The organism is Streptomyces sp. NPDC007896, assembly GCF_042959425.1.
GTDB lineage: Bacteria > Actinomycetota > Actinomycetes > Streptomycetales > Streptomycetaceae > Streptomyces.
The window spans coordinates 235,515-257,952 of record NZ_JBIBKX010000014.1; the positions used below are offsets into that span (position 1 = coordinate 235,515).

Sequence of the window (22,438 nt, forward strand, 5' to 3'; positions counted from 1 at the left end):
CTGCTCGCGCGGACGACCCTGCCCGTCCGACGCCTGTCGGACGGGCAGGGTCGCTTCACACGGTGAACTTGACGGCCTCGAGCCAGAGCAGGTTGCTCAGGGTCCCGCCGAAGATGTAGTTGTCCCCGCCGGGCTCGTCGCAGCCCAGGCCGTGCCAGCCCTCGTTGTGGACGTGCGTGGTCTGGCAGACGACGCTCTTGCTCTGGCCGACGTTCATGGCGAAGCCCAGCATGTAGGGGTCGTCCTTCTTGGTGCTGCCGATGTAGAGGTCGGCGCCGTCGACCACGCCCTTCCACGGCCCGTTGTAGTGCCCCTTGCCGTCGGTCGACTGGGGGTAGTAGACGAAGGCGGTGGCGGCGGTGCCGTCGGTGTCGGACGTGGCGAGGTTGAGCGACTTGATCGGCCGGTTCTGTCCCACCGTGCCGGCCATGGCGCCGTCGCACACCGGTTTGGTCCAGCCCTCGTCCGACAGATAGGCCCGGTAGCAGATGTGCCGTCCGGGGTCCTGTGCGGCCAGTTGCGTGACGGCGGTTGCCGCCGTGTCCTCCTGCGGCTCGGCCGACTCCTTCGGCTTGGCCTCGGACGACGCGCCGCCGCCTGCGGCACCGCTCGTGTTCTGTGACTCGGTCGCCGCAGGCGCGGCCGGGGCCTCGGCACTGGGTGAGGGAGGCGTGGGCGGCGCGACGGAGGCCGAGGGGCTGGGCGGCAGCGTGCTGATGCCGGCTTCCTGGAGCTTCTCCGTGGCCGACGTGCGCACTTGGGGCTTGTACGCGATCCACAACATCACGAACGTGATCGCGAGCGCCATGAACACACCCAGGAACGTGGCAAGCCAACGCGGCAGGAACCCGCGCTGCACATACGTACCCTCCACCGACTGCGGCCCCGTACCCGAACGCTGAATCGCCAGCGCGTACGGCCGCTGCTCCTTCGACCCGAACCAGATGATCTGCCGAGGCTTCAACGTCGCCTTCACGAACACCGCACGACCCGGCTCGATCTGAACATTGCCGGGATGGATGTCATACGACAGATGATCACCGTTGTCACTGCCACTGACCGACGCCGTCAGCTTCGTATTACCCAGATTGTCCACCGCGAGCTTCGGCCGCCCACGAAAACGCCCCTTCACCGTCGGCGGCACCAACTCCGCCCGCACCTCAGTGAACGGCGTGATCGTCAGATTCCCCTCAGGAACCGTCGTGGCCTGCGGATGCTCCGTCGGCGTGATCCGCACCGCAAACGGATTCGGACCCGCCACCGCATCCGGACTCCGCGGCGGCGAGAACGTCAACTCCACCGTCCCCGTCGTCCCGGGATACAACCGCAACGTCTGCGGCTCCACCACCGTCCACGGCGCCACATCACCCACCGGCTCGAACCGGTACTCATCCACCACATCACCGGTGTTGCGCAACCGCAACCGCACCCTGACGCTGCCACCGGGATCCACAGTGCTGGAGGCAGGCTCCAACGAAGTCCAAAGGCTCACCCCATCGACGCTATGGCCGAGGTACCGCTCCCGTCAGCAGGCGTCGGGGCATGACGGCTGCCCAAAGAGCTGCGGCGCACTGCCCTTTGTGGGTCAGGACGGGTGGACGATGTCCCACTCCTGGTCGTCGGTGTTGCTGCAGTAGTAGATGGTGAGCGGGGTGTCGTTGCCGCCGGTGCTGAAGCCGGCGACGTCCAGGCACAGGTGGTTGCTGGAGTAGTTGCGGATCCAGTAGTGGCCGTCGTCCTGCTTGTCCAGCCACCACAGCTGGTTGTCGGCGGTCGTGCCGTCACACTGGAACTCGAACACCCCGGTCTGCGCGGGCTTGGCGCCGTAGTCGGGCAGGTCCATGCACAACTGGTCCTTGACGTTGCGGATCTGGAAGAGGTCCGACTTCTCCGGACCGCCGCCCTTCACACGCACTTCGAGGTTCCAGAGCTGGTTGTCATGGGTGGTGCCGTCGCAGGTGAACTCCCTGACCGGGCCGTTCACCGAACCCTTGTCGTAGCCCGGGATGTCGGCGCACTTCTTGGTCGTGGGGTTCCTGAGCACGATGTCGGTCGCGGGCAGCGGCCCGGTCGCCGTCTTCTTCGTCGCCTTGGGACTGGCCACCGCTCCTCCGCCGCCACTGCCCCCGCCGCTCTCGGGCGACTGCTGCGCCTGGGACGGAGCCGGGACCTCCGCCGGCGGCGAGCTCGGCGCCGCCGACAACGACGGGGTAGGTGCCGGGAGCGTGCTGATGCCGGCTTCCTGGAGCTTCTCCGTGGCCGACGTGCGTACTTGGGGCTTGTACGCGATCCACAACATCACGAACGTGATCGCGAGCGCCATGAACACACCCAGGAACGTGGCAAGCCAACGCGGCAGGAACCCGCGCTGCACATACGTACCCTCCACCGACTGCGGCCCCGTACCCGAACGCTGAATCGCCAGCGCGTACGGCCGCTGCTCCTTCGACCCGAACCAGATGATCTGCCGAGGCTTCAACGTCGCCTTCACGAACACCGCACGACCCGGCTCGATCTGAACATTGCCGGGATGGATGTCATACGACAGATGATCACCGTTGTCACTGCCACTGACCGACGCCGTCAGCTTCGTATTACCCAGATTGTCCACCGCGAGCTTCGGCCGCCCACGAAAACGCCCCTTCACCGTCGGCGGCACCAACTCCGCCCGCACCTCAGTGAACGGCGTGATCGTCAGATTCCCCTCAGGAACCGTCGTGGCCTGCGGATGCTCCGTCGGCGTGATCCGCACCGCAAACGGATTCGGACCCGCCACCGCATCCGGACTCCGCGGCGGCGAGAACGTCAACTCCACCGTCCCCGTCGTCCCGGGATACAACCGCAACGTCTGCGGCTCCACCACCGTCCACGGCGCCACATCACCCACCGGCTCGAACCGGTACTCATCCACCACATCACCGGTGTTGCGCAACCGCAACCGCACCCTGACGCTGCCACCGGGATCCACAGTGCTGGAGGCAGGCTCCAACGAAGTCCAAAGGCTCACCCCATCGACGCTATGACGCGGCGCGAGCCAGGTCAGCGGACCAAGGGGCAGACCTCGGCCCGGAAGAGCCCCGCGCGTTGCCCGAACGGCCGTCCCGCGTACCAGAGAAGGCGGGAGGCGTCCTTCAGGAGGCGTTCACGCCGTGCGACGTGGACGTGCTCTTGCCCGCGCTGCGGTCCACCACCGCGACGATCTCGATCGGAGCGGAGCTCAGGGCGACCCACCCCTCCTCACTCTCCGAACCCCTGGTGAGGTACTTCGTGTTAATGCGCACGACGATGACGCCGCGCGGACCCTGGCGACTGAATTGACGCGAGATGTAGCGGTCCGCGGTGAACTCGGGATACAGACGGCCCCTGCTGACCTGGGCCGCCGCCTGCTCCGCGGTGGGGGCGGGGGTGTTGGCGCTGGGAGCGGCGCCACCGGCGGACCTCGCCGCGACCATCGCGCGGATGTTTCCCATCATGTCACCCCGGTAGAGGACGACCGTCGTGTGCGCGCCCGACTCCACCGCGTGCTCGACGGAGCTGTCGGACGTGGGCGGCGGCAGCTGCTCCTCCTTGGCGGTGAGGTCGTCCTCCGAGCTGTATTCGCTGTCGCTCTCGGTACGCGTGGTGGCGGTGGTGGCGAGTTCCGTGTGCACCCGCTGCACGACCGGGTCCGTCATCCTCTGCACGGCCGGCGCACCCGCGGTGGCCACCGACTCGGTGCGGGCCTCTGGATCCACGGCGCGCTGGGTGGGGACCGCGCCCGACATCACCCGGCGCGAGGTCTCCTCCGCCGCCCTCTCGGCCCAGTCGTTCGGGTCGGACACCTTGACCCCCGAGCCGTTGTCGGTACCGGGTACGGGTCCCGCCAACTGCTGGCGGTAGTGGTCGAGTTCGTGAGCGAGGACGTGCTTGTCCTGGCCGTCCCACACCACGTTGGAGCCGGAGGTGTATGCCTTCGCGCCGATCTCGGCCGCGGAGCGCTGCGCCACCGCGTCCGTGTGCACGCGTACGCCGCTGAAGTCGGCGCCCTCGCCGAACCGGGCTTCCATCTCCGTCTGTAGCGGGGCGTCCAGCGGACGGCCCGGGGAGCGCAGGACCTGGTGCACCGCCGACCTCTGGACCGACGGGCCGTGTCCGCAGTTCGCGTCGTGGGCGTGCTGCTCCTCCGCGACGGCCCGGGCCACTGCCGCGTTGCCCGCCATGCGCTGGAGCGACAAGAGATGATGCGCGGGGCTGTTCACCGCCGCGGACCGGCGGACCCTGTCCTGGTCGCCGGCCCGGCCGACCTCTGATTCCTGTGCGCGCATGATGCTCCCTCCGCGGTTGGCCTCTCAGCGATACTCCCCTACGGCGCACATCGGGAGAGTCGCACGGGCAGCCGCGGAGGCAGCGCGGGTGGCTGTGGGGGCAGACAGTCGGGGCGATTGCCCCTGCGGGCAACAACGGTGCCCGCAAACAGGTACGGCAGGACGTTTCGGGGGCGCGCTTCGCGCGTGAGGGTGAGTGACGTCCCATCTCGTACCCCGAGGAGAGCAGAGCATGCCGTCCTACCTGTCGCCGGGCGTCTACGTCGAGGAGGTGGCCAGCGGCTCGCGTCCGATCGAGGGCGTGGGCACCTCGGTGGCGGCCTTCGTCGGGCTCGCCCCGATCGGCCCCCTGAACGAGCCGACACTGGTGACCAACTGGACGCAGTACGTGGCGGCCTTCGGTGAGTTCACCGACGGGTACTACCTCGCGCACTCCGTCTACGGCTTCTTCAACAACGGTGGCAGCGCCGCCTATGTCGTCCGGGTCGGCGGAACGCCCGGCGGCGCCTCGGGCGACTCCGCGGCCCCCGCCGCGGTGACCGGCTCCGGCGCGCAGGCCGCGCTGCCGCCGGGCGAGCCCAAGCAGCTCGGCACGTTCTCGGTGAGTGCCGTAGCGGGCGGCTCGCTGAGCGTCGAGGTCACCGACCCCGAGGGCGAGGGTCCGGCCGAGCGGTTCAAGCTGATCGTCAAGGACGGCGACAAGGTCGCCGAGACCTTCGACGTGACCGCCAAGAAGGGCGGTCGCAACTACGTGGTCACCCAGGTGAAGGAGCGTTCCAAGCTCATCGCCGTGCAGGAGGCCGCGCCCGCCGCCCAACTGGCCCGCCCCGACAACCAGACGGTGGCGCTCGCCGCCCCGTCCGCCTCCGCCCCCGCCGTCCCGGCCACCACGGACAACGGCCACCCCGGCCCCGCCCAGTACCTCGGCGACTCCGCCGACCGCACCGGCTTCGGCGGCCTGGAGGCCGTGGACGAGGTCTCGATGGTCGCCGTCCCGGACCTGATGGCCGCCTACCAGCGCGGCGCCATCGACCTGGAGGCCGTCAAGGCCGTCCAGCTCGGCCTGATCGCGCACTGCGAGCTGATGGGCGACCGGGTCGCGATCATCGACCCGCCGCCGGGTCTCAACGCCCGTCAGATCCGGGTGTGGCGCCAGGAGACGGCCGGCTACGACTCCAAGTACGCCGCCCTCTACTACCCCTGGGTCAAGGCCTTCGACCCGGCCAGCGGCCAGTCCCGGCTGATCCCGCCGAGCGGCCACGTCGCCGGCATCTGGGCCCGCAACGACTCCGAGCGCGGTGTGCACAAGGCGCCCGCCAACGAGGTTGTACGAGGAGCGGTGGACCTGGAGCTCCAGATCACCCGTGGCGAGCAGGACCTGCTCAACCCCATCGGCGTCAACTGCATCCGCGCCTTCCCGGGCCGCGGCATCCGCGTCTGGGGCGCCCGCACCATGTCCTCCGACCCGGCCTGGCGCTACCTCAACATCCGCCGGTACTTCAACTACCTGGAGGAGTCGATCCTGATCGGCACCCAGTGGGTGGTGTTCGAGCCGAACGACCACGCCCTGTGGGCCCGGATCCGGCGCAATGTCTCCGCCTTCCTGGTCAACGAGTGGCGCAACGGCGCCCTCTTCGGCTCCCGGCCGGAGGAGGCGTACTACGTCAAGTGTGACGAGGAGACCAACCCGCCGGAGTCGGTCGACCTCGGCCGCGTCATCTGTGAGATCGGCATCGCGCCGGTCAAGCCCGCCGAGTTCGTGATCTTCCGGCTGGCCCAGTTCTCCAGCGGCAGCGGCGAGTTGGAGGAGTAGTCCCGCCCTCTCGGCCATCGGCCACCAGCTCCGCCCCGTACGCCCAAGAAACCTAGAAGGACAGAGAACAGATGAGTCTCCAGCCGGGTGACGCCCTTACTTCACACAATTTCGGCCTCCAGATCGACGGTGTGATGGTCGAGTACCTCGCGGAGGTCAGCGGCCTCAGCATCGAGCAGGACGTCATCGAGTACCAGCAGGTCTCCTCTCAGGGCATCCCCGTCACCAAGAAGCTGCCAGGCGTGAAGAAGGCCGGCACCTGCACGGTCGTCCGCGGTATGACGCAGTCGGCGGCCTTCAACCAGTGGATCACCGAGTCCGTCGCCGGTCAGATGAGCACCGCCCGCAAGAACGCCACCATCATGGTGATGGACTACATGAACAACCCGGTCAAGCGGTACAACATGCGCAACGCCTGGTGCAGCAAGATCGACACCAGCACCGTGAAGGCCGGCGAGGCCTCCGCGCTCACCGAGACCGTGACGATCACCTTCGAAGAACTGGTCATCGAGTAATGCGCCGTACGGCTCCCAGGGCGGCGGCTGCGGCCGTCGCCGAACCGGAGCCGGAGCAGACCGCTGCTCCGGCTCCGGCCCCGGCCGCAGCCGTGCAACCGCTGCGCACCGAGTTCGAGTTCGAGCTGCCGCGCGGGTACGTGGACGACTCCGGCACCGTGCACCGGCACGGCGTGATGCGGCTCGCCACCGCTCGCGACGAGCTGGTCCCCTTGCGGGACATGCGGGTGCAGGAGAACCCGGCGTATCTGTCGGTCGTGCTGCTCGGCCGGGTCATCACCCGGCTCGGCACGCTTCCGCTGGTGCACGACGGGGTGGTGGAGAACATGTTCGCCTCGGACCTCGCCTTCCTGCAGGACTTCTACCGTCAGGTCAACGCGGAGGGCCACACCCGTGCCGCCGTGACCTGCCCGCACTGCGAGGAGCCGTTCGAGGTCGAACTCGGCGGGAGCCGCCTGGGGGAATCGTGACGTACGCGACCGACCGCATCCAGGAGGAGATCGCGTACATCGCCTATCACTTCCACTGGAGCCTGGAGACCATCCTGGATCTCGAACACCGCGACCGGCGCGGCTACACGGAACAGATCGCGGCACTCGTCAACCGCGGCGCCGGAGAAGGGTGACACGGCGTGGGGCTTTTTGATCGGCTGCGGGGCGGCCGGGGCGGCGGACCTGAGCGCGGGTCCGGCAACGGTTCCGCCGCCGCGTCCGCTTCCGGACCGGCGGGGGCTTCGGCTCCGGCCGGCGGTACGGAAGCCGGGGCGAGCGATACGTCCACGGCGGGCGGTGCGGGGCAGGCAGCCGGTGCGCGCGTGGTCCGGCCTGCCGCCTGGCCCGCGCTGCCGCCGATCCAGCGGGCCACGGACCGGCCGGGCTCCGTCGCCGACGCCGGGTTCGGCGGCCGGCTGACGACCTGGCAGAACCCCTCCTTCACCGGGACGCTGTCGCACGCAGTCCTCGACGGCGCTCCCGGCGGACTGGTCAAGGACCTTCTCGCCGCCCCAGTGGGACCCGCCTCCGGGCTCGAACTCCCCTCGCTCTCGCTGCCGGTGGCCTCGCCCGTCGAATCGGGCGAGGGGACCGGCGCGCTGCCCGTGCAGCGCATGAGTGCCCCCGTCGCGGCCCTCGGTCCGGCGGGCCCACGCGTGACGCCCGCCGTTCCCCGGGCCACACGGCCGACCTCGCTGACCAAGGCACCGGCCGGGCCCGCCGTACAGCGCCGGGCTCTGCCGGCGATGAAGCCCTCCGCGCCGTTGCCGTCCGTACCGCAGTTGTCCGTACCGCAGCAGTCCGTACCTCAGCAGCACTCCGTACCGCAGCCGCCGTCGGCGCCCGCCGTCACCGACCCGGCCACCGGTGGCGGCGGTAATGACCGTGCCAGTGGTAGGGGTAGCGGCGCTGATAGTGGTCGTGGCGGAACGTCGGCGGGTTCTGCCGCTTCGGTGAGCGCTTCCCGGACATCGGACGCTGCTCCCCGGGCTTCGGCTCCCGCCGCCACGCCCCCAAGTTCCGGAACACCGGCTGCCTCCGCCGGCCCGGTCGCGCCTCCCGTCTCCGTGTCGCGATCGCGCGACGGTGCTGCCGCCGGACCCGATCTTCCGGTCCAGCGGAGTACACGGAGTACGTCGGGCGGTTCCAGACGTACGGGGCTGGGGGCGCCGTCCGTCGGTGACGAGCCGTCGGCCGGGGCATCCGTACCGGCGTCCCCCCTTCCGGCAGTACCGACGGCGTCGGCGGCACCGACCGCTCCGGTGACTCCGGTGACTGCGGGCGGCAGCCCGACTGCGGGGCCGCCGCGTCGACGCTCGGGGCTGGGCGCGCCCTTGTCCACTCCGCCTTCGAACGCGACGCCGGTACAACGTCCGGTGCAGCGAACGACGGGGACCCCAGCGGGACGACCGGGCGCGCCCGGCGGTGCGACGGCTCCGTCCGGGACGCTGTCCCCCGGGCCAGGGACAACACCGGAGATGGCTCCTTCGGGATCGTCGTCATCAGGTGCGGCACCGTCTCGACTGAAGATCCCCGAGGCGGGAGCCCCGTCCGGGGACCTGCCTGTTCAGCGTGCGGTATCGACCCCGCCTCCGGCTCCGGTTCCGGCAAGTTCCGCGGCGTCAGGGACGGCCACGGTGGGCAGTTCTGTCGTACAGCGGGCCGTCGTGGCGGAACCTCGCGCTCAGGAACGTACGAGTGCAGTGGAGGGATCAAGTCCCTCGTCCCTGCCCGTCGCACGGGGCACGGCCAAGAGCCCGGCGGGCAGTGGGCCCGTCGTCCCCCGGCAGGACGGTGGCGGGGAACCAGTCGCTCCCGCCTCCCCGCCGTCGCCACCGCGTCCACCGGTGCGTGCGCTCGCGCCCGCACGCGCACTGACCTCGCTGCTGCCCTCCGCGCCTCCTGCCGTCGCCGTACAGCGCCGTACCGCTCCCGCGGCCGTACCTCTGCGGCGCGCCACATCGGCCGACACCGGCCGCAGCGGGTCCCGTTCCGGCGGCTCCGGTGGCGGCTCTGGTGGTCGCTCGTCGGCGCAGCGTGCCGACGGGCCCGGGTCGGCAGGAGCAGCCGGCCCATCAGCGGGCACGTCCATCGGCCCCGGTGGGGTCATTGCCGGACCGGCTTCGGTCCCGATCCCGGCCGTACAGCGTTCCTCGGCAGCCGGGGCCCCTCCCGTGCCTGGCGGCAGTCTCGTACCCCGTCCGATACGCCGGTCGTCTAAGGCACCGGGAACGGCACCTTCGTCGACCAGGGTGCCCGGGTCGCCCGGCGGCGCCGGTGCCGTGGTGCAGCGGGCGGTGTCGCAACCGTCGGTCGCCGGGTCCGTCGCCGGTGCCCACGGCGGTCCGGCAGCGCGCGGTCCCGAGGCGCCCGGCGCCGGTGCTCCGGTCCTCCGGCGCCTTGCCACCGTCCCCCTTGCTCAACCCCACACCGGTGCGAGCGGCCCGTCAGCGCGACGCAGCCCGGCCTCCGCAGGCCCCGCGAAGCCGTCGACGCCGAGCTCACCGACGGCAACTGTCCCTGCGGTCCAGCGCGTTGCCTCCTCGGCTCCCTCGGCACCGCTGCCCGATGCGAGTCCGTCGCCGGCAACACCCACGGGTGCCACGGGAGCGCTCGCCCCTCACGCATCTGTTCCGGCTTTTGCTCCTGCTCCTGCTCCTGCTCCTGCTCCAGAGCACCCCGGCATCGCCCGTACGAACGTCGCTGTGCCCGTCGAGCCCGTCGTGCCCGTCGTGCAGCGCTCGGCAGCTCAGCAGCCCGAGACCTCGGCACCCGCACCCCGACCCCAGGTGTCCGCGAAGCAGCGCCGCGCTCCTCTCTCCTACGCCACGACCCCACGCCGTCTCGGCCTCGGTGCCCCCGTCGTCCAGCGAGTCGCCTCCGAGCCCGCTCCGCCGCAACAGGCGCCCGCCGGAGGCGTTTCCCCAGGCCTCAGGCCCCCCGCGACGCACAGCGCCACCCCCGTCGTACAGCGTTCATCCACTCCGAGCACGCCCACGCTTCGACCGTCGGACGGGCTCCCCGTTCCGGCAGAGCCGGCGCGACCGACGCAACCGATTCAGCCCACGAACTCGACGGCCCCAGCGCACCACACTCCGCCGCCGCTCCCAGCGCCCCCGACGAATTCCGCGAGCCCCACCCCCCGAGCAGCCGTCCCCCTCAACGCAGCGCCCGCCGCCCCAGCCGTATCCCTGCCGGTACAACGCTCCTCCACCGCCTCCCCCGTACCTCCCGCACCTCCCGCACCTCCCGCACCTCCCGCACTTCCCGTACTCCCCGCACCCGCCACCATCGCACCCGCACACACCACCACCGCCGCCGTGCCCCCAGCCCTCCCCTCAGTCCAGCGGGTCGTCAACCCGATGTCCCCTCCCGCGTACTCACCCGCCTCGCCTCCGCCACCGCCGCCGAGCGGCCCCCCGCCCCCGTACTCCGCGACCGAGCCGCCCCACCGGCCGCTGCCCTCGCACGCCGAGCGCGAAGAGGCCCCACCCACGTACACCCCCGTCGATTTCGATCCCCGGTCACTGACCCAGGGTCAGATCGATGAGCTGACACACAAGTTGGCCGGGCCGATCACCCGCTTGCTGCGGACCGAGCTCCGCCTCGAACGGGAGCGGATCGGCAAGTTGCGCGATCCCCGTCGCTGACCTCCACCACCCGCACGACACCCCAAGAAAGGCCGATCTCCGATGGCCACCGATCGAGACCCGGGCTCCACCATCTTCTTCACCCTGACCATCGACGGCGAGAGCCTCGGTTACTTCAACGGGTGTGAAGGACTCTCGTCGCAGGTGGAGATCGAGCAGCGCCAGGAGGGCGGCAACAACGGGTTCGTGTGGCAGCTTCCGTCCCGCGTGACCTTCTCCAACATCCGGCTGACCCGCCCGCTGACGCCGGACACCGCGAAGGTCGCGGCCTGGGTGTCCTCCGTGACCACGGGGGTCAAGCGGCCGACCGCGCAGATCGCGGCGTTGCGCGCGGACGGCTCGGAGGTGGCCCGCTGGGGTCTGCTGGACGTGCTCCCGGTCAGTTGGCAGGGGCCCTCCCTGGACCCGGCCAGCCCGGCCGTCGCCACGGAGGTGCTGGAAATCACCCACCACGGGTTCACGGACTAGGGAACGGCGAAGAACATGGCAGGCAAGTCAGGAAAGGGCGGCGCGGGCAAGAGTCTTGTGAGGGCCACGCTGGCCATTCACGAGCCGCCCATCGGTCGCAGCACCACTCCGGGCGGGTTGATCAAGACGTTCAACTTCGACTTCAACCCCTCTACGCTCTCGCTGAGCCGTCGCGCCCGTTGGAAGACCACCCCGACCGCGGCCGTGCGGGACGGTTCCCTCCCGGAGTTCATGGGGCCCGAGCCCCGTGAGATGACCGTCGAGATCTTCCTCGATTCGTCCGACGACCCGACCAGCAATTCGGTACTGAAGAAGGTCGAGGCGCTGTTCTCCTGCTGCGAGGTGACGACGAAGAGCATCGCGGCGAAGCAGCCGTCCACGCCGTGGGTGGTGTTCCAGTGGGGGTCGTTCTCGACCGCGCGGTTCACGGCGTACGTCAGCTCGGTGGACGCCAGTTACTCCCTGTTCGGCACGACGGGCGTGCCGATCCGCGCCACCTGTCAGGTGCATCTGCACGAGATTCCCAGCAAGACCAAGGGGCAGAATCCGACGTCGGGCGCGCTCACCGCGCAGCGTGTGCACCGGGTCGTCGCCGGCGACTCGCTGCAGTCGTTGGCGTGGCGGGAGTACGGGAACGCGGCGGCCTGGCGGGCGATCGCCGAGGCGAACGGCATCGACGACCCGAACCGGCTGTCGAACGGCACCGAACTCGTGCTGCCCGCCGCCGAAGAGGTGGGTTTCTGATGGTCCAGCCTTCGTACTCCAACGTCGTCCACGTGACCGTGGACGGCAGTCCGGTCCCGGAGAAGATCGCCTCCGACCTCGTAGGCTGCTGGGTCGACCTCGGGGCGGGGGTGCCGGCCGCGTTCCGGCTGACCTTCCGCGACCCGGACCGGCTGGTGCTCGGTGAACTCGGCATCCAGTGCGGCACGCCGGTGACACTCGCGCCGGTCGCGGACGGCCAGGGCGCGGCCTCCCCGCTGCTCACCGGCGAGGTGACCGGCATGGAGACCGACTACGACGGCACCGGCACCTTCACCGTCATCCGCGGCTACGACATGGGTCACCGCCTGATGCGCCAGCGCAGGGTGGCCGCGTACCGCAATCAGACGGCCGCGGACATCGCGAAGAAGCTGGCCACCATGAACGGCATTCCGATCGGCAGGGGGAAGGGCGGTATCAAGCCCACCACGACGGTCTACGAGTTCATCAGCCAGGCCAACGTGACCGACTGGGACTTCCTCGCCCGGCTCGCCGACGAGAACGACGTGGTCATGTCGCTGGACTCCGAGGGGAAGTTCCAGTTCGCCAAGGCCGACCCCGCCTCCACCGCGCCGCCGACCAGCATGCCCGGCGACAAGAGCCCCTTCGTCCTGCAGGGCGGCGTCGACATACTGCGCTGCCGGGCCGCGGTCACCTCCGCCGACCAGGTCGCCAAGACCGAGGCGCGCGGCTGGAACGTCACGACGAAGAAGAAGCTCACCGCCACGTCGCCCGCCACGTCCAACGACGGCTTCGCCATCGGCACCACCCCACAGAAGACCGCGAAGAAGTTCAAGACCGCCAAGCTGGTCGAGACCGACACACCCTTCGACCGCCTGGCCGAGGTGAAGGTCGCCGCCAAGGCCCTCGCCGAGGACGTGACCTCCTCCTTCGCCGAGCTGGAGGTCATGGTGTTCGGCAACCCCAAGCTGCGGCCCGGTGTTCCGGTCACGCTGACCGACGTGGGCAAACCGTTCGAGGGCAAGTACACGGTGACGTCCGTGCGGCACGTCTTCGGCTATGACGAGCACTACCAGACCTGGATCACCGTCAGCGGCCGCCAGTGGCGCTCTCTGTACGGCCTCACGTCCGGCGGGGGCACGGCCACCGCGCCGAAGCTGCCGAGCGTGGCCAACGCCCTGGTGACGAATGTGCAGGACCCGCTGAAGCAGGGCCGGGTCAAGCTCCAGTTCCCCTGGCTGGACGACGCGTACGAGAGCGACTGGACGCGGACCGTCCAGCTCGGCGGGAAGGGCGGCGGCGGGGTGTTCCCGTTCGACGTCAACGACGAGGTGCTGGTGGCTTTCGACCGCGGTGCCCTGGACCACCCGTTCGTCATCGGCGGCCTCTACAACGGCAAGGACAAGCCGACCGTGGTCAGTGACGTGCCCCTGCACGACGGACTGAAGAAGCAGGCGATCCGGCACACCCTGTCCGACCGGAAGGGCAACCGGGTGGACCTGCTCAGCCAGCAGACCGGTGCCCGCAAGCAGGGGGTGCGGATCGCCTCCGGCAACGACAAGCTGATCATCAATCTCGATCGCACGAAGACCGAGATCACCGTGGACAGCAAGGGGTCCGTCACCATCAAGGGCAGCCGGTCGGTGTCGGTCGAGGCCGGCACCGATCTCACCCTGAGCGCGCGCCGAAGGCTGACCATCAAGAGCGGCGGCCCGCTCGACATCGAGGGCCGCGGGCTGGTCAACCTCAAGTCGCTCGGCGGTGCGGTCACCGTCGACGCGATGGGGGCACTCAGCCTCAAGGCGGTGGGCGCCGCGACGCTCACCGCCGGCGGCAGCGTGCAGGTCAACTCCATCGCGAACGTGGGCATTCGGGCCATCACGCTCGCCCTGCAGGGCGTGGTGCTGGTCAACAACAAGCCGTATCCGCTGCCGTGACGGCCGGGACGTTCTTCAGGAGTAGGCGGGTGGCCCTCTGATGGCCGAGCAGTTCGTTGGATCCGGCTGGGCGTTCCCCATGCGCATCGGTCCCACCGGTGGCATCGCCATGGTCAGCGGGGAGCGGGAGATCGAGGAGGCCATCCGGCTGGTGCTGGCCACCGCGCCGGGCGAGCGGCCGATGCGGCCCGAGTTCGGCTGTGCCATCCACGACCTGGTGTTCGCGCCGGTCAACGAGGCGACGGCGGGCCGGATCCAGCACGAGGTGTACACCACCCTCGACCGCTGGGAGCCGCGGATCGAGGTCAACGACGTCGAGGTGACGGCGGGTCCCGACCAGGGCGTGCTCTTCATCGACGTGCGCTATTCGATCCGCGGCACCAACAACCCGCGGAGCCTTGTCTTTCCGTTCTACGTCATCCCCTCCCACGAGGAGCCCGACGCCCCCGGCGCGGGCAACTCCCTTGAAAGCGACCGCTGATGGCACTGCCCTCCCCGAACCTCGACGACCGCCGCTTCCAGCAGTTCGTCGACGACGCCAAGCGCTACATCCAGCAGCGCGCCCCCGAATGGACCGACCACAACGTGTCGGACCCCGGCGTCACCCTCGTGGAAACGGTCGCCCACATGGCCGACCAGATCGTCTACCGGCTCAACCGCGTCCCCGAGAAGAACCACCTGGCGTTCCTCGACCTCGTCGGCATCACGCTGTTCCCGCCCTCGGCCGCCCGTACGGATCTCACGTTCTGGCTGTCCGCGCCGCACGAGGAGCCCATCGTGCTGCCCGTGGGAACCGAGGCCGCCACCGTGCGCACCGAGAACGAGGAGGCCGTGGTCTTCGCGACCGAGCGCGAACTGACCGTGGTTCCCTCCTCGTTGCGTCGTCTCGTCGTGCAGCAGAGTGGCGGCGCGGTCACCGACCGGACCGCCGATCTCGCCGAGGGCAAGGACGTGCTGTGTTTCGCGGAGTCACCGAACCCCGGTGACTGCATGCTTCTCGGTCTCACCTCCGCCGTACCGCACTGCGCGCTGGGTCTGGAGCTCGACAGCCGGGTCGACGGTGTCGGTGTCGATCCGCGCCAGCCGCCGCTGGTCTGGGAGGCGTGGACCGAGGACGGCTGGGCGGCCTGCGAGGTGGACCGGGACGGCACCGGTGGCCTGAACCGGCCCGGTGAGGTGGTCCTGCACGTCCCGGGCGGCCACACGCTGTCGCGCACCGGAGGTCACGAGGCGGGCTGGCTGCGCTGCCGGGTCACCGAACCGCTGTCCGACCAGCCCTTCTACACCACGTCTCCGACCATCCGGTCCGCGGACGCGTTCACCCTCGGCGGGACCACCTCGGCCATCCACGCCGAGACCGTCCAGGACGAGGCGCTCGGCGAGTCCGCCGGTCTGCCCGGGCAGCGGCTGCGGCTCGCCCACTTCCCCGTCGTGGGCGACACCCCGCCGGTGCTGTTGCAGACCGCCGAGCGCGACGGCTGGGTCGACTGGGACGTCGTCCCGCACTTCGCCGCGTCCGGCCCCAGCGACCGGCACATCACCCTGGACGCGGCGACCGGCGAGATCGCCTTCGGGCCTGCCGTCCGCGAGGCCGACGGCACGATGCGCCAGTACGGGACGGTGGCGCCCAAGGGGGCCGTGATCCGCGCCCGCCGCTACCGCACCGGTGGCGGCCGGGCCGGGAACGTCGCCCGGGGCGCCGTCCAGGTGCTGCGCAGCTCGGTGCCGTACGTGGCCGACGTCGTCAACCGGGAAGCCGCCCGGGGCGGCGTCGAAGGGGAGACGGTCGAGGAGGCGAAAACCCGGGCGCCGATCACGCTGCGCGCCCAGGAGCGGGCCGTGACCCTGCGCGACTACGAGGAACTGGCCCGGCGCGCCGCCCCCGAGACGGCCCGTATCACCTGTCTGGAGGGCGAGGAGGGCGAGCACGGCGCCTACGCGGTCCGTGTCCTGGTCGTCCCGCAGGCCGTGCCCGACCCCGGCGGACGGCTGCGCTTCGAGCAACTCGTCCCCGGCGACGCCCTGTTGCAGCGCATCACGCGGCACCTCGACGAGCGCCGGCTGATCGGCACCCGGCTCGCGGTCGGCCCGCCCTTCTACCAGGGCGTCACCGTCGTCGCGACCGTGCACGCCTTCCGCGGGGTCGACACCGACCGGGTGCGCCGCCAGGCCCACGACGCGCTCTACCGCCATCTGGACCCGCTCACCGGCGGCGCGGACGGCACCGGCTGGCCGTTCGGCCGGCCCGTGCAGGCGGGCGAGGTCTTCGCGGTGCTGCAACGCGTTCCCGGCGTCGAACTCGTCGACGCGGTGCAGCTCCACCCCGCCGACCCGCTGACCGGCAAGCGCGGCGACCCGACCGACCGGATCGACCTGGAGGCCCCCTCGCTGGTGTTCTCCTTCGACCACCGGGTCCGCGTCATCGGAGACGGCTCATGAGGGGCTCCATCGACGGCCTGGAGTCCTCGGCGCCGATCGGCGGCATGCTCCCCGCGGTCTTCGCCGACGACGACCTGGCGCTGCGCTTCGTCGCGGGGCTTGACGAGGTGGTCGCGCCGATCCTGCTGGCCCTCGACTGTCTGCACAGCTACTTCGACCCGGCGCTCGCACCGGCCGACTTCGCCCGCTGGCTGGGCACCTGGGTCGGCGCAGAGGTCGACGGCACGGAACCGGACGCGCGGCTGCGCGCGGCCGTCGCCGCCGCCGCGTACCTGCATCGCGTACGAGGCACCCGCCGCGGCCTGTCCGAGGCGATACGCCTCGCCTTCGGTGTCGAGCCGGAGATCACCGAGAGCGGCGCCGCCGCCTGGGACCCGCGTCCGCTCGGCCCGGTCCCCGGCGACCGCCGCCCCCGCCTGCACGTCACGCTGCGGCTGCCCGAGCCGACCCCGGCGGACGAGTACCGGCTGGAGAACCTCGTGGCGGCCGCCCGTCCCGCCCACATGCCCTACACGGTCCAGGTGACCGCCGCCGAAAGGATCCCCGAGAAATGACCACCCAGACCCCAGGCACCGGCCCCGGGCGTGCCCCGGCCTGTGCCGAGTGCGGCACCCGGGCGGAGCCCGGCCAGTCCTTCTGCGACGCCTGCGGCGCGGTGCTCGACTGGGCCGGGGACCCGGCTCCGGCGGGGGTCGCGGCCCGGACCCGTCGTCCCGCGGCCGCCGGCGACGAGGCGGCGCCTGCGGCCGGCGACCAAGGCTCCCGGGCGGCGGGATCCGCCGGGTCGGCCGAGAGCGAGCCGGGCTGGGACGCGTTCGCACGACCGGGCGCCGGTACGGGAACGGCTCGTACGGCGCACGACACGGCGGGCTCCATCGCGGAGGCGGACACCGTGGGCGCCGACAGGGCGGGCACCGCGCGACCCGCACGCGACCCGCACGAGGACGATGCCGTCGACAGTGGACCGGACGCGTCGGCCCCGAGTACGCCGGTATCCGGTGACGCGGCGGATCCGAGCCCGACGAGCGAGGACACCGCGCGTCCCCACCCGGCCCCCGTCGCCTCCCACGGCTCCGTACCGGCCGCTCCCGCGCGGGCGGACGAGACCGCGGCCACCGAGCCCCTGCCCTCCGCCGCTCCCGAGCGGGACTCCGCGGCCGAGCGGGCCAGGTCCCTGCTGGTGCCGGTGGCGGACCCGGAACCGCGGGTCGCGCCGTCGGTTGCGCCCGTGCTGCCCGGCCGCCCCGCGGCGAGTCGCCCACAGGTCCGTACCCCGGTCGCGGAGCCCGGTGCGGACGGGGGTGTGCCCTGTCCCTGGTGCGCCACTCCCAACCGGCCGGACCGGCACTTCTGCGGGCGTTGCGCGCTGTCCATGGCCGGGGAGCGGCAGGTGCCGGGCCGACTGCCCTGGTGGCGTCGGGTGCTCAACTCCCGCAACGGTGAGGTGCCGTGGGCCGGGGACCGGCCGCGACTGCGGCGGGGCTTCGGACGCGTCATGAACTGGGTGGTCGGCGCGGTGGTACTCGGCCTGCTGGTGTTCGCCGTGACGAACACCGGTACGGCCGTGCAGGCGGTGAAGGACCACTTCGCCAAGCGGGTCCCGGTCGGCCCGGACCACGTGAAGGCGTCCCGTTCCTTCGCCGGTCACGGCGCGGGGCTCGCCTTCGACAAGCTCAACAACACCTGGTGGGGACCCGGCGTCTCAGAGTCCGGGGACGGCGAGTGGCTCGAGGCCAGCTTCGAACAGCCCACCCGGCTGCTGGACGTGATCATCACCTCGGGCACCTCCGCCCGCCCGGACCAGCTCACGAAGTCGGCGCTGCCGCACCGTATCGAGGCCCGGATCACCACGGCGAACGGCAGGACGAGCACCCGCTTCCTCACCCTCGACCAGGTTGCGGGCGGTCAGCAGCGTAAGTTCCGCGTGGGTGATGTCACGTCGGTCCGTTTCATCATCCGCTCGGCCTATGGCACCGCCCGGGACAAGCAGGTCTCCATAGCCGAGATCGAGTTGTTCGGTCCGTCGAGCGCCAATGACTCGTAGGGACACCCACGGCTCCTGGGGGAAGGTGCCATTCCTTGGTCAGGTGCTTCCGGTTCTGGCCGAACTGGGAGGATGAGTCCCGCGGTACCGCCGCGGCCTTACCGTAGAGGGAAGGCACCAGACCCGAGGAGAAGCACCACCTGTGCACGACGCACCGATCTACGCCCAACTGATCTCCGAACGAGGGGACATACCTCTGCAGGTCCGCAACGAGGCCCGCAGGATCCAGCGAGAACTCGAATGGATCCTCAACAGGGATCCCTCGTCGGGCGGTCTCCTCCCGAGACCACCCGGCGCTCCGGTCCCCGGCCCTCGCGCTCTGCCCCCGTCTCTTCCTCCCGGGAACCGCTCCACCGGATGGCTTTCCTGACGGGTCGTCAATACCGCTGTATCGCTCGGGTGGGAGCGTGCCGCCGTCCCCAGGGAACGGCGGCCGCTTCACTCCGTCACTCGTCCACCGCCGCATCGAACCGGGTACCCACGCCGGTGCGGTAGGGGGACTTGCGGTCAGGTCGTCGAGGACGGGCCGCCCTCCGGCTCGTTCCCGTCCCTGTCCTGCTGTTCCGGGGTCCGCCGGTAGCTCTGGAGCTCCAGCAGTCCTTCCGTCTTCTCCGAACGCCCCCCGGACTTCCGGTCGCCCGCGTTCTGGCCGCTCAGGTTCTGGCGGACCGAGTCCAGGATCGTCAGGCCCTGGGCGACCAGCCCCGCGGCGATCTCACCCAGACCGTCCGCGCCGTTCAGGACGTTGACGTTGGCGCCGGCGAGACCGCCCGCGGCCTCCTTCACGATCAGCGGGAGCTGGTCGATCAGCATCCGGTCGAGCGCCACGCGGTCGTGCGAGGCGGCGGCCTCGGCCTGGATCTTCATGCGTTCCGCATCGGCGATGGCGAGCACCTTGATCCGCTCCGCCTCGGCCTCGGCCGGCTTGACGATCTCGGCGACGAGCTGCTGCTGACGCAACTGGGCCGCCCGCTGGGCCAGTTCGGTCTGCGCGGCGAGCACCTCCTGCTGGGCGTGCGCCTGCGCCAGCGGTCCGGCCTGGGCGGCCTGCGCCTGCGCGCGGTCCACCTCGGCCGAGTACTCCGCCTTGACGACCGCGGTCTGCCGGGCGTACTCGGCCTGGTTGCGCGCGGCCACCTGCTCCGCCTCCACGGACGCCTGGGTGGCCTGGGCCTGCGCGATCTGGGCCTGCCGCTGGATGGCGGCCTTGTGCGGTGCGGACATGGCCTCGATGTAACCGACGTCGCCGTCGTCGATCGACTGGATCTGCAACGAGTCCACGATCAGGCCGATCTTGGCCATCTCGACCTTCGAGGTGTCCAGGACCTCCGCGGCGAGCTTCTGCCGCTCGGTGACGATCTCCTCGACGGTCATCGAGCCGATGATGGCGCGCAGATGACCGGCGAAGATCCGGCCGGTCAGCACCGACATCTGGTCCTGGTCCGAGAGGAACCGCTGACCGGCGTTGATGATGCTCTCGTGGTCGTTGCCGACCTTGAACGCGATCACGGCGCGGACGTGCAACGCGATGCCCTGCCGGGTCACACAGGTCTCGGTGACCTCGGCCTCGCACATCGACAAGGTGAGGAAGCGGGTCTTGCGAAAGACGGGGAGCACGAACTTTCCGTGCCCCGTCACCACTCGGAACGGCGCGCCCCCCAGTCCCCGCCTGCCTCCCGAGATCAGCATCGCCTCGTCGGGAGCGGGAACGCGGTAACCGAACATCCTGTTTTCTCCTTAACCGGCGTCGACGGAGTCGCCGTCCAACGCGTCCAGCGGATCGACCCAGCGGATGACGTCGACCTCACGGCATCCCCGGGATTCGACCACGAGCACAGTAGCCCCCACGGGCAGGGGCTCCTGCGACCAGGCGAGGAAGGTCTCGGATCCGCCTCTGACCCGCACAAGGATCTCGCCGGGACCGGCGGTTCCCCGTGTGCCGATGAGCAGCTCCCCGGTACAGCCGATCACGGCCTCGTCCTGCACCACTGTCGGCCGCCTCCCCGTTTTTTCTGGTTCTGCTTCCGACCTTAGACCTCCCCCACCGCGGACGCCTACGCTCCCGTCGCTGCCGGTGTCACGCCCCGGGTACGGACGCTCAGCTCTTGGTGAACCGGTAGGTCTTGCTGTCGGTCAGAACGCAGAAGCCGGGCGACACGACGATCACGCGCAGTGTGCCGGTGCGCCGGTCGTAGTCGATGCCCTCGGCCTCGAAGGTGCCCGAGCAGGAGCTGCGCAGCGGGAGCTGACGCAGGGCGGTGACATGGCCCGTCACGTCGCCGCTGCCACTCGGGGCGGCGGACAGGTCGATCTGCAGCAGCGGCTTGGTGATGCCGAAGAGGGCGCCCGCCGGGTCGTCGGAGGAGCACAGCAGCTGGGTCGCGGTGACGAAGTCACAGCCCTGGACGTCACGGACGGCGTGGTCGAGGTTGATGGTGGAGGCCTGCGGGAGGTTGGCCGAGGGGGAGGTGCTCGCGTTCACGCCCGGGGTCGGGAACACCAGCAGCCGGGTCATCGTGCCCCACTCCCCCGACACCATCCACTGGCCGTCCGGGGAGATGGTGTCGAAGGAGTTGTTCAGCGCCTCGCCGGGGCTCAGCGCGTGGACGTACTCCGACCAGGCGCCGCCGGGCGCCTGCACCCGGAACATCTTGGAGCTGCCGGAGTCGCTCTGGTACGGCTCGACGTAGTAGCCGTTGTAGGAGGCGTCCGGGTCGCCGACGTGGTTCCAGCCGCGGCTGCTGACGCCGATCGGGATGGTGCCGATCCCGGTGTAGTGGTTGGGGCTGCCGGCCGGGACCTCGACCGAGGTCAGGCCCTGGCTCTCGGTCAGCGGGTCGGCACGGTCGGAGCCCACCTCGGTCCAGGTGTCGGCGGCCGCGGCGGGCGTGGTGACGGCTACGGACAGCACGGCGGCCGTGGCGAGGGTGACGAGTCCGGCCAGGGCGGCGTGACAACGTTGCCGGGAGGGTTTGCGCATGAGGTGCTCCTCGGTGGGGGGCGGGTTTCGGCGCACAGTCTGACCCGTCAACTGCCGTCATGTACAGACCAATGAAGGAGCGTTGGCCGTCAACTCACCCACCGGACAACGGCAGTTACCCACCCCGCCCCTACACCTTTGTCACCGCCCCGAGTTCCGTCCGCGTCCGGGACGCCGCGCCGATCGCCACCGCACGGCTCCCCAGCCGGGACCGTACGACCCGGATCGGCTGTCCGCTGACCGGCGGCTCGGCGGCGAGCGCGGCACGGATCGACGGTTCGAGGAGGTCCCAGGCCCGGCTGACCCCGCCGCCGATCACGAAGGTCGTGAGGTCGACCAGGCCCGCCGTGATCAGGATCGCGCGGGCGACGCCCGCCCCCGCGGCCTCGTAGACGGCGAGCGCGTCGGGGTCGCCGTCCACCGCTGCCTCGGCGACGCCCCGGGCGGTCAGGGAGCGCCCCGTCCGCTCGCCGTAGCGGGCCGCGAGGGAGCGGCCGGAGGCGAGCGTCTCCAGGTGGCCACGGCCGCCGCAGGTGCACGGCAGGTCGCCGAAACCGGGGAGGTGGCCGATCTCGCCCGCCGCCCCGTGCGCCCCCTCGAACAGCGCGCCGTCCAGCCACAGGGCGCCTCCGACCCCGGTGCCGAGCGTCATCCCGAGTGCGGCGGACTCGCCCTCGACGGCTCCCTTCGCGACCTCGCCGCGCAGGAAGGCGTTGACGTCGTTGTCGAGGAAGGCCGGTACGCCGAGCGCGTCCTCGACCGTCGCCGTCACCGGGAACCCGGCCCAGGAGTGGAAGGAGTCGCTGGCCACGAGGATGCGGCCGGCCCGGCTGTCGACGACACCTGCCGCGCCGACGCCGACGCCCAGCAGCCGCGCGGCCGCGCGTGAGCGGAGCAGATCCAGGGCGGCGAGCGCGGCACGGACCATCGCCCGTCCGCCCTCGGCCGCCGGTGTCGGCACCTCCACCGAGTCGACGACGGTGAGGTCGGCCGCGCAGAGCACGACCTGGGTGGTCGTACCGCCGATGTCGACACCGGCGTACACCTCGGGCGTCGGGGGGCGGCTCCCGGATG

Annotated in this window: 18 protein-coding genes; 11 read left to right on the forward strand and 7 right to left on the reverse strand. The window is 70.9% G+C overall.

From position 1 onward, the window contains the following. Positions 1-55: 55 nt before the first annotated feature. The 3 genes from ACFZDJ_RS37675 to ACFZDJ_RS37685 all read right to left on the reverse strand — a co-directional run bounded on the left by ACFZDJ_RS37675 (position 56) and on the right by ACFZDJ_RS37685 (position 4,304). Positions 56-1,492, reverse strand: coding sequence for a hydrolase (locus tag ACFZDJ_RS37675; protein ID WP_391065781.1), 1,437 nt, complete (start codon positions 1,490-1,492; stop codon positions 56-58). Positions 1,493-1,585: 93 nt separating this feature from the next. After that, positions 1,586-3,007: an RICIN domain-containing protein gene (locus ACFZDJ_RS37680; RefSeq protein WP_391065783.1), complete on the reverse strand. Its 1,422-nt coding sequence runs from the start codon at positions 3,005-3,007 to the stop codon at positions 1,586-1,588. 124 nt (positions 3,008-3,131) lie between these two features. Beyond that, positions 3,132-4,304: a DUF4765 family protein gene (locus ACFZDJ_RS37685; protein ID WP_391065785.1), complete on the reverse strand. Its 1,173-nt coding sequence runs from the start codon at positions 4,302-4,304 to the stop codon at positions 3,132-3,134. Between the two features lie 232 nt (positions 4,305-4,536). Between ACFZDJ_RS37685 and ACFZDJ_RS37690 the strand changes: the two genes are divergently transcribed. The 11 genes from ACFZDJ_RS37690 to ACFZDJ_RS37740 all read left to right on the forward strand — a co-directional run bounded on the left by ACFZDJ_RS37690 (position 4,537) and on the right by ACFZDJ_RS37740 (position 18,384). After that, positions 4,537-6,117 carry a phage tail sheath subtilisin-like domain-containing protein gene (locus ACFZDJ_RS37690; protein WP_391065788.1) on the forward strand — a complete coding sequence of 527 codons (1,581 nt, stop codon included), beginning with the start codon at positions 4,537-4,539 and terminating at the stop codon, positions 6,115-6,117. 71 nt (positions 6,118-6,188) lie between these two features. Beyond that, the gene (locus tag ACFZDJ_RS37695; protein ID WP_054230236.1) at positions 6,189-6,632 is read left to right on the forward strand and encodes a phage tail protein; all 444 of its coding nucleotides are present in this window, start codon (positions 6,189-6,191) and stop codon (positions 6,630-6,632) included. Then, complete coding sequence (locus ACFZDJ_RS37700; RefSeq protein WP_390933804.1) at positions 6,632-7,102, forward strand: hypothetical protein; 471 nt, start codon at positions 6,632-6,634, stop codon at positions 7,100-7,102. The genes ACFZDJ_RS37695 and ACFZDJ_RS37700 overlap by 1 nt, the downstream gene beginning before the upstream one ends. Then, positions 7,099-7,257, forward strand: a complete 159-nt coding sequence (locus ACFZDJ_RS37705) for a DUF6760 family protein (RefSeq protein WP_095856654.1) — start codon at positions 7,099-7,101, stop codon at positions 7,255-7,257. Before ACFZDJ_RS37700 ends, ACFZDJ_RS37705 begins: the two co-directional genes overlap by 4 nt. 3,558 nt (positions 7,258-10,815) lie before the next feature. Next, positions 10,816-11,241: a phage tail protein gene (locus ACFZDJ_RS37710; protein ID WP_054235291.1), complete on the forward strand. Its 426-nt coding sequence runs from the start codon at positions 10,816-10,818 to the stop codon at positions 11,239-11,241. Between the two features lie 15 nt (positions 11,242-11,256). Next, entirely contained in the window at positions 11,257-11,985 is a 729-nt protein-coding gene (locus tag ACFZDJ_RS37715; protein WP_168505282.1) for a LysM peptidoglycan-binding domain-containing protein, read from the forward strand. Next, on the forward strand, positions 11,985-13,901 hold the full coding sequence (locus ACFZDJ_RS37720; RefSeq protein ID WP_391065791.1) for a VgrG-related protein: 1,917 nt from the start codon (positions 11,985-11,987) through the stop codon (positions 13,899-13,901). Before ACFZDJ_RS37715 ends, ACFZDJ_RS37720 begins: the two co-directional genes overlap by 1 nt. A 40-nt stretch (positions 13,902-13,941) precedes the next feature. Next, complete coding sequence (locus ACFZDJ_RS37725; protein WP_075029396.1) at positions 13,942-14,382, forward strand: GPW/gp25 family protein; 441 nt, start codon at positions 13,942-13,944, stop codon at positions 14,380-14,382. Further along, on the forward strand, positions 14,382-16,340 hold the full coding sequence (locus tag ACFZDJ_RS37730) for a putative baseplate assembly protein (RefSeq protein WP_391065794.1): 1,959 nt from the start codon (positions 14,382-14,384) through the stop codon (positions 16,338-16,340). Before ACFZDJ_RS37725 ends, ACFZDJ_RS37730 begins: the two co-directional genes overlap by 1 nt. Continuing rightward, positions 16,337-16,894: a phage tail protein gene (locus tag ACFZDJ_RS37735; protein WP_391065797.1), complete on the forward strand. Its 558-nt coding sequence runs from the start codon at positions 16,337-16,339 to the stop codon at positions 16,892-16,894. Before ACFZDJ_RS37730 ends, ACFZDJ_RS37735 begins: the two co-directional genes overlap by 4 nt. Continuing rightward, entirely contained in the window at positions 16,891-18,384 is a 1,494-nt protein-coding gene (locus ACFZDJ_RS37740) for an NADase-type glycan-binding domain-containing protein (protein WP_391065799.1), read from the forward strand. Before ACFZDJ_RS37735 ends, ACFZDJ_RS37740 begins: the two co-directional genes overlap by 4 nt. 507 nt (positions 18,385-18,891) lie before the next feature. On the opposite strand, the gene ACFZDJ_RS37745 is transcribed toward ACFZDJ_RS37740, so the two are convergent. The 4 genes from ACFZDJ_RS37745 to ACFZDJ_RS37760 all read right to left on the reverse strand — a co-directional run bounded on the left by ACFZDJ_RS37745 (position 18,892) and on the right by ACFZDJ_RS37760 (position 22,409). Further along, positions 18,892-20,109, reverse strand: a complete 1,218-nt coding sequence (locus tag ACFZDJ_RS37745) for an SPFH domain-containing protein (RefSeq protein ID WP_384909069.1) — start codon at positions 20,107-20,109, stop codon at positions 18,892-18,894. A 12-nt stretch (positions 20,110-20,121) separates the two neighbouring features. Continuing rightward, positions 20,122-20,373: a hypothetical protein gene (locus ACFZDJ_RS37750; protein WP_067374690.1), complete on the reverse strand. Its 252-nt coding sequence runs from the start codon at positions 20,371-20,373 to the stop codon at positions 20,122-20,124. 109 nt (positions 20,374-20,482) lie between these two features. Further along, positions 20,483-21,364: a hypothetical protein gene (locus tag ACFZDJ_RS37755; RefSeq protein WP_391065802.1), complete on the reverse strand. Its 882-nt coding sequence runs from the start codon at positions 21,362-21,364 to the stop codon at positions 20,483-20,485. Positions 21,365-21,494: 130 nt separating this feature from the next. Continuing rightward, the gene (locus ACFZDJ_RS37760; RefSeq protein ID WP_391065994.1) at positions 21,495-22,409 is read right to left on the reverse strand and encodes an ROK family protein; all 915 of its coding nucleotides are present in this window, start codon (positions 22,407-22,409) and stop codon (positions 21,495-21,497) included. Positions 22,410-22,438: the final 29 nt, after the last annotated feature.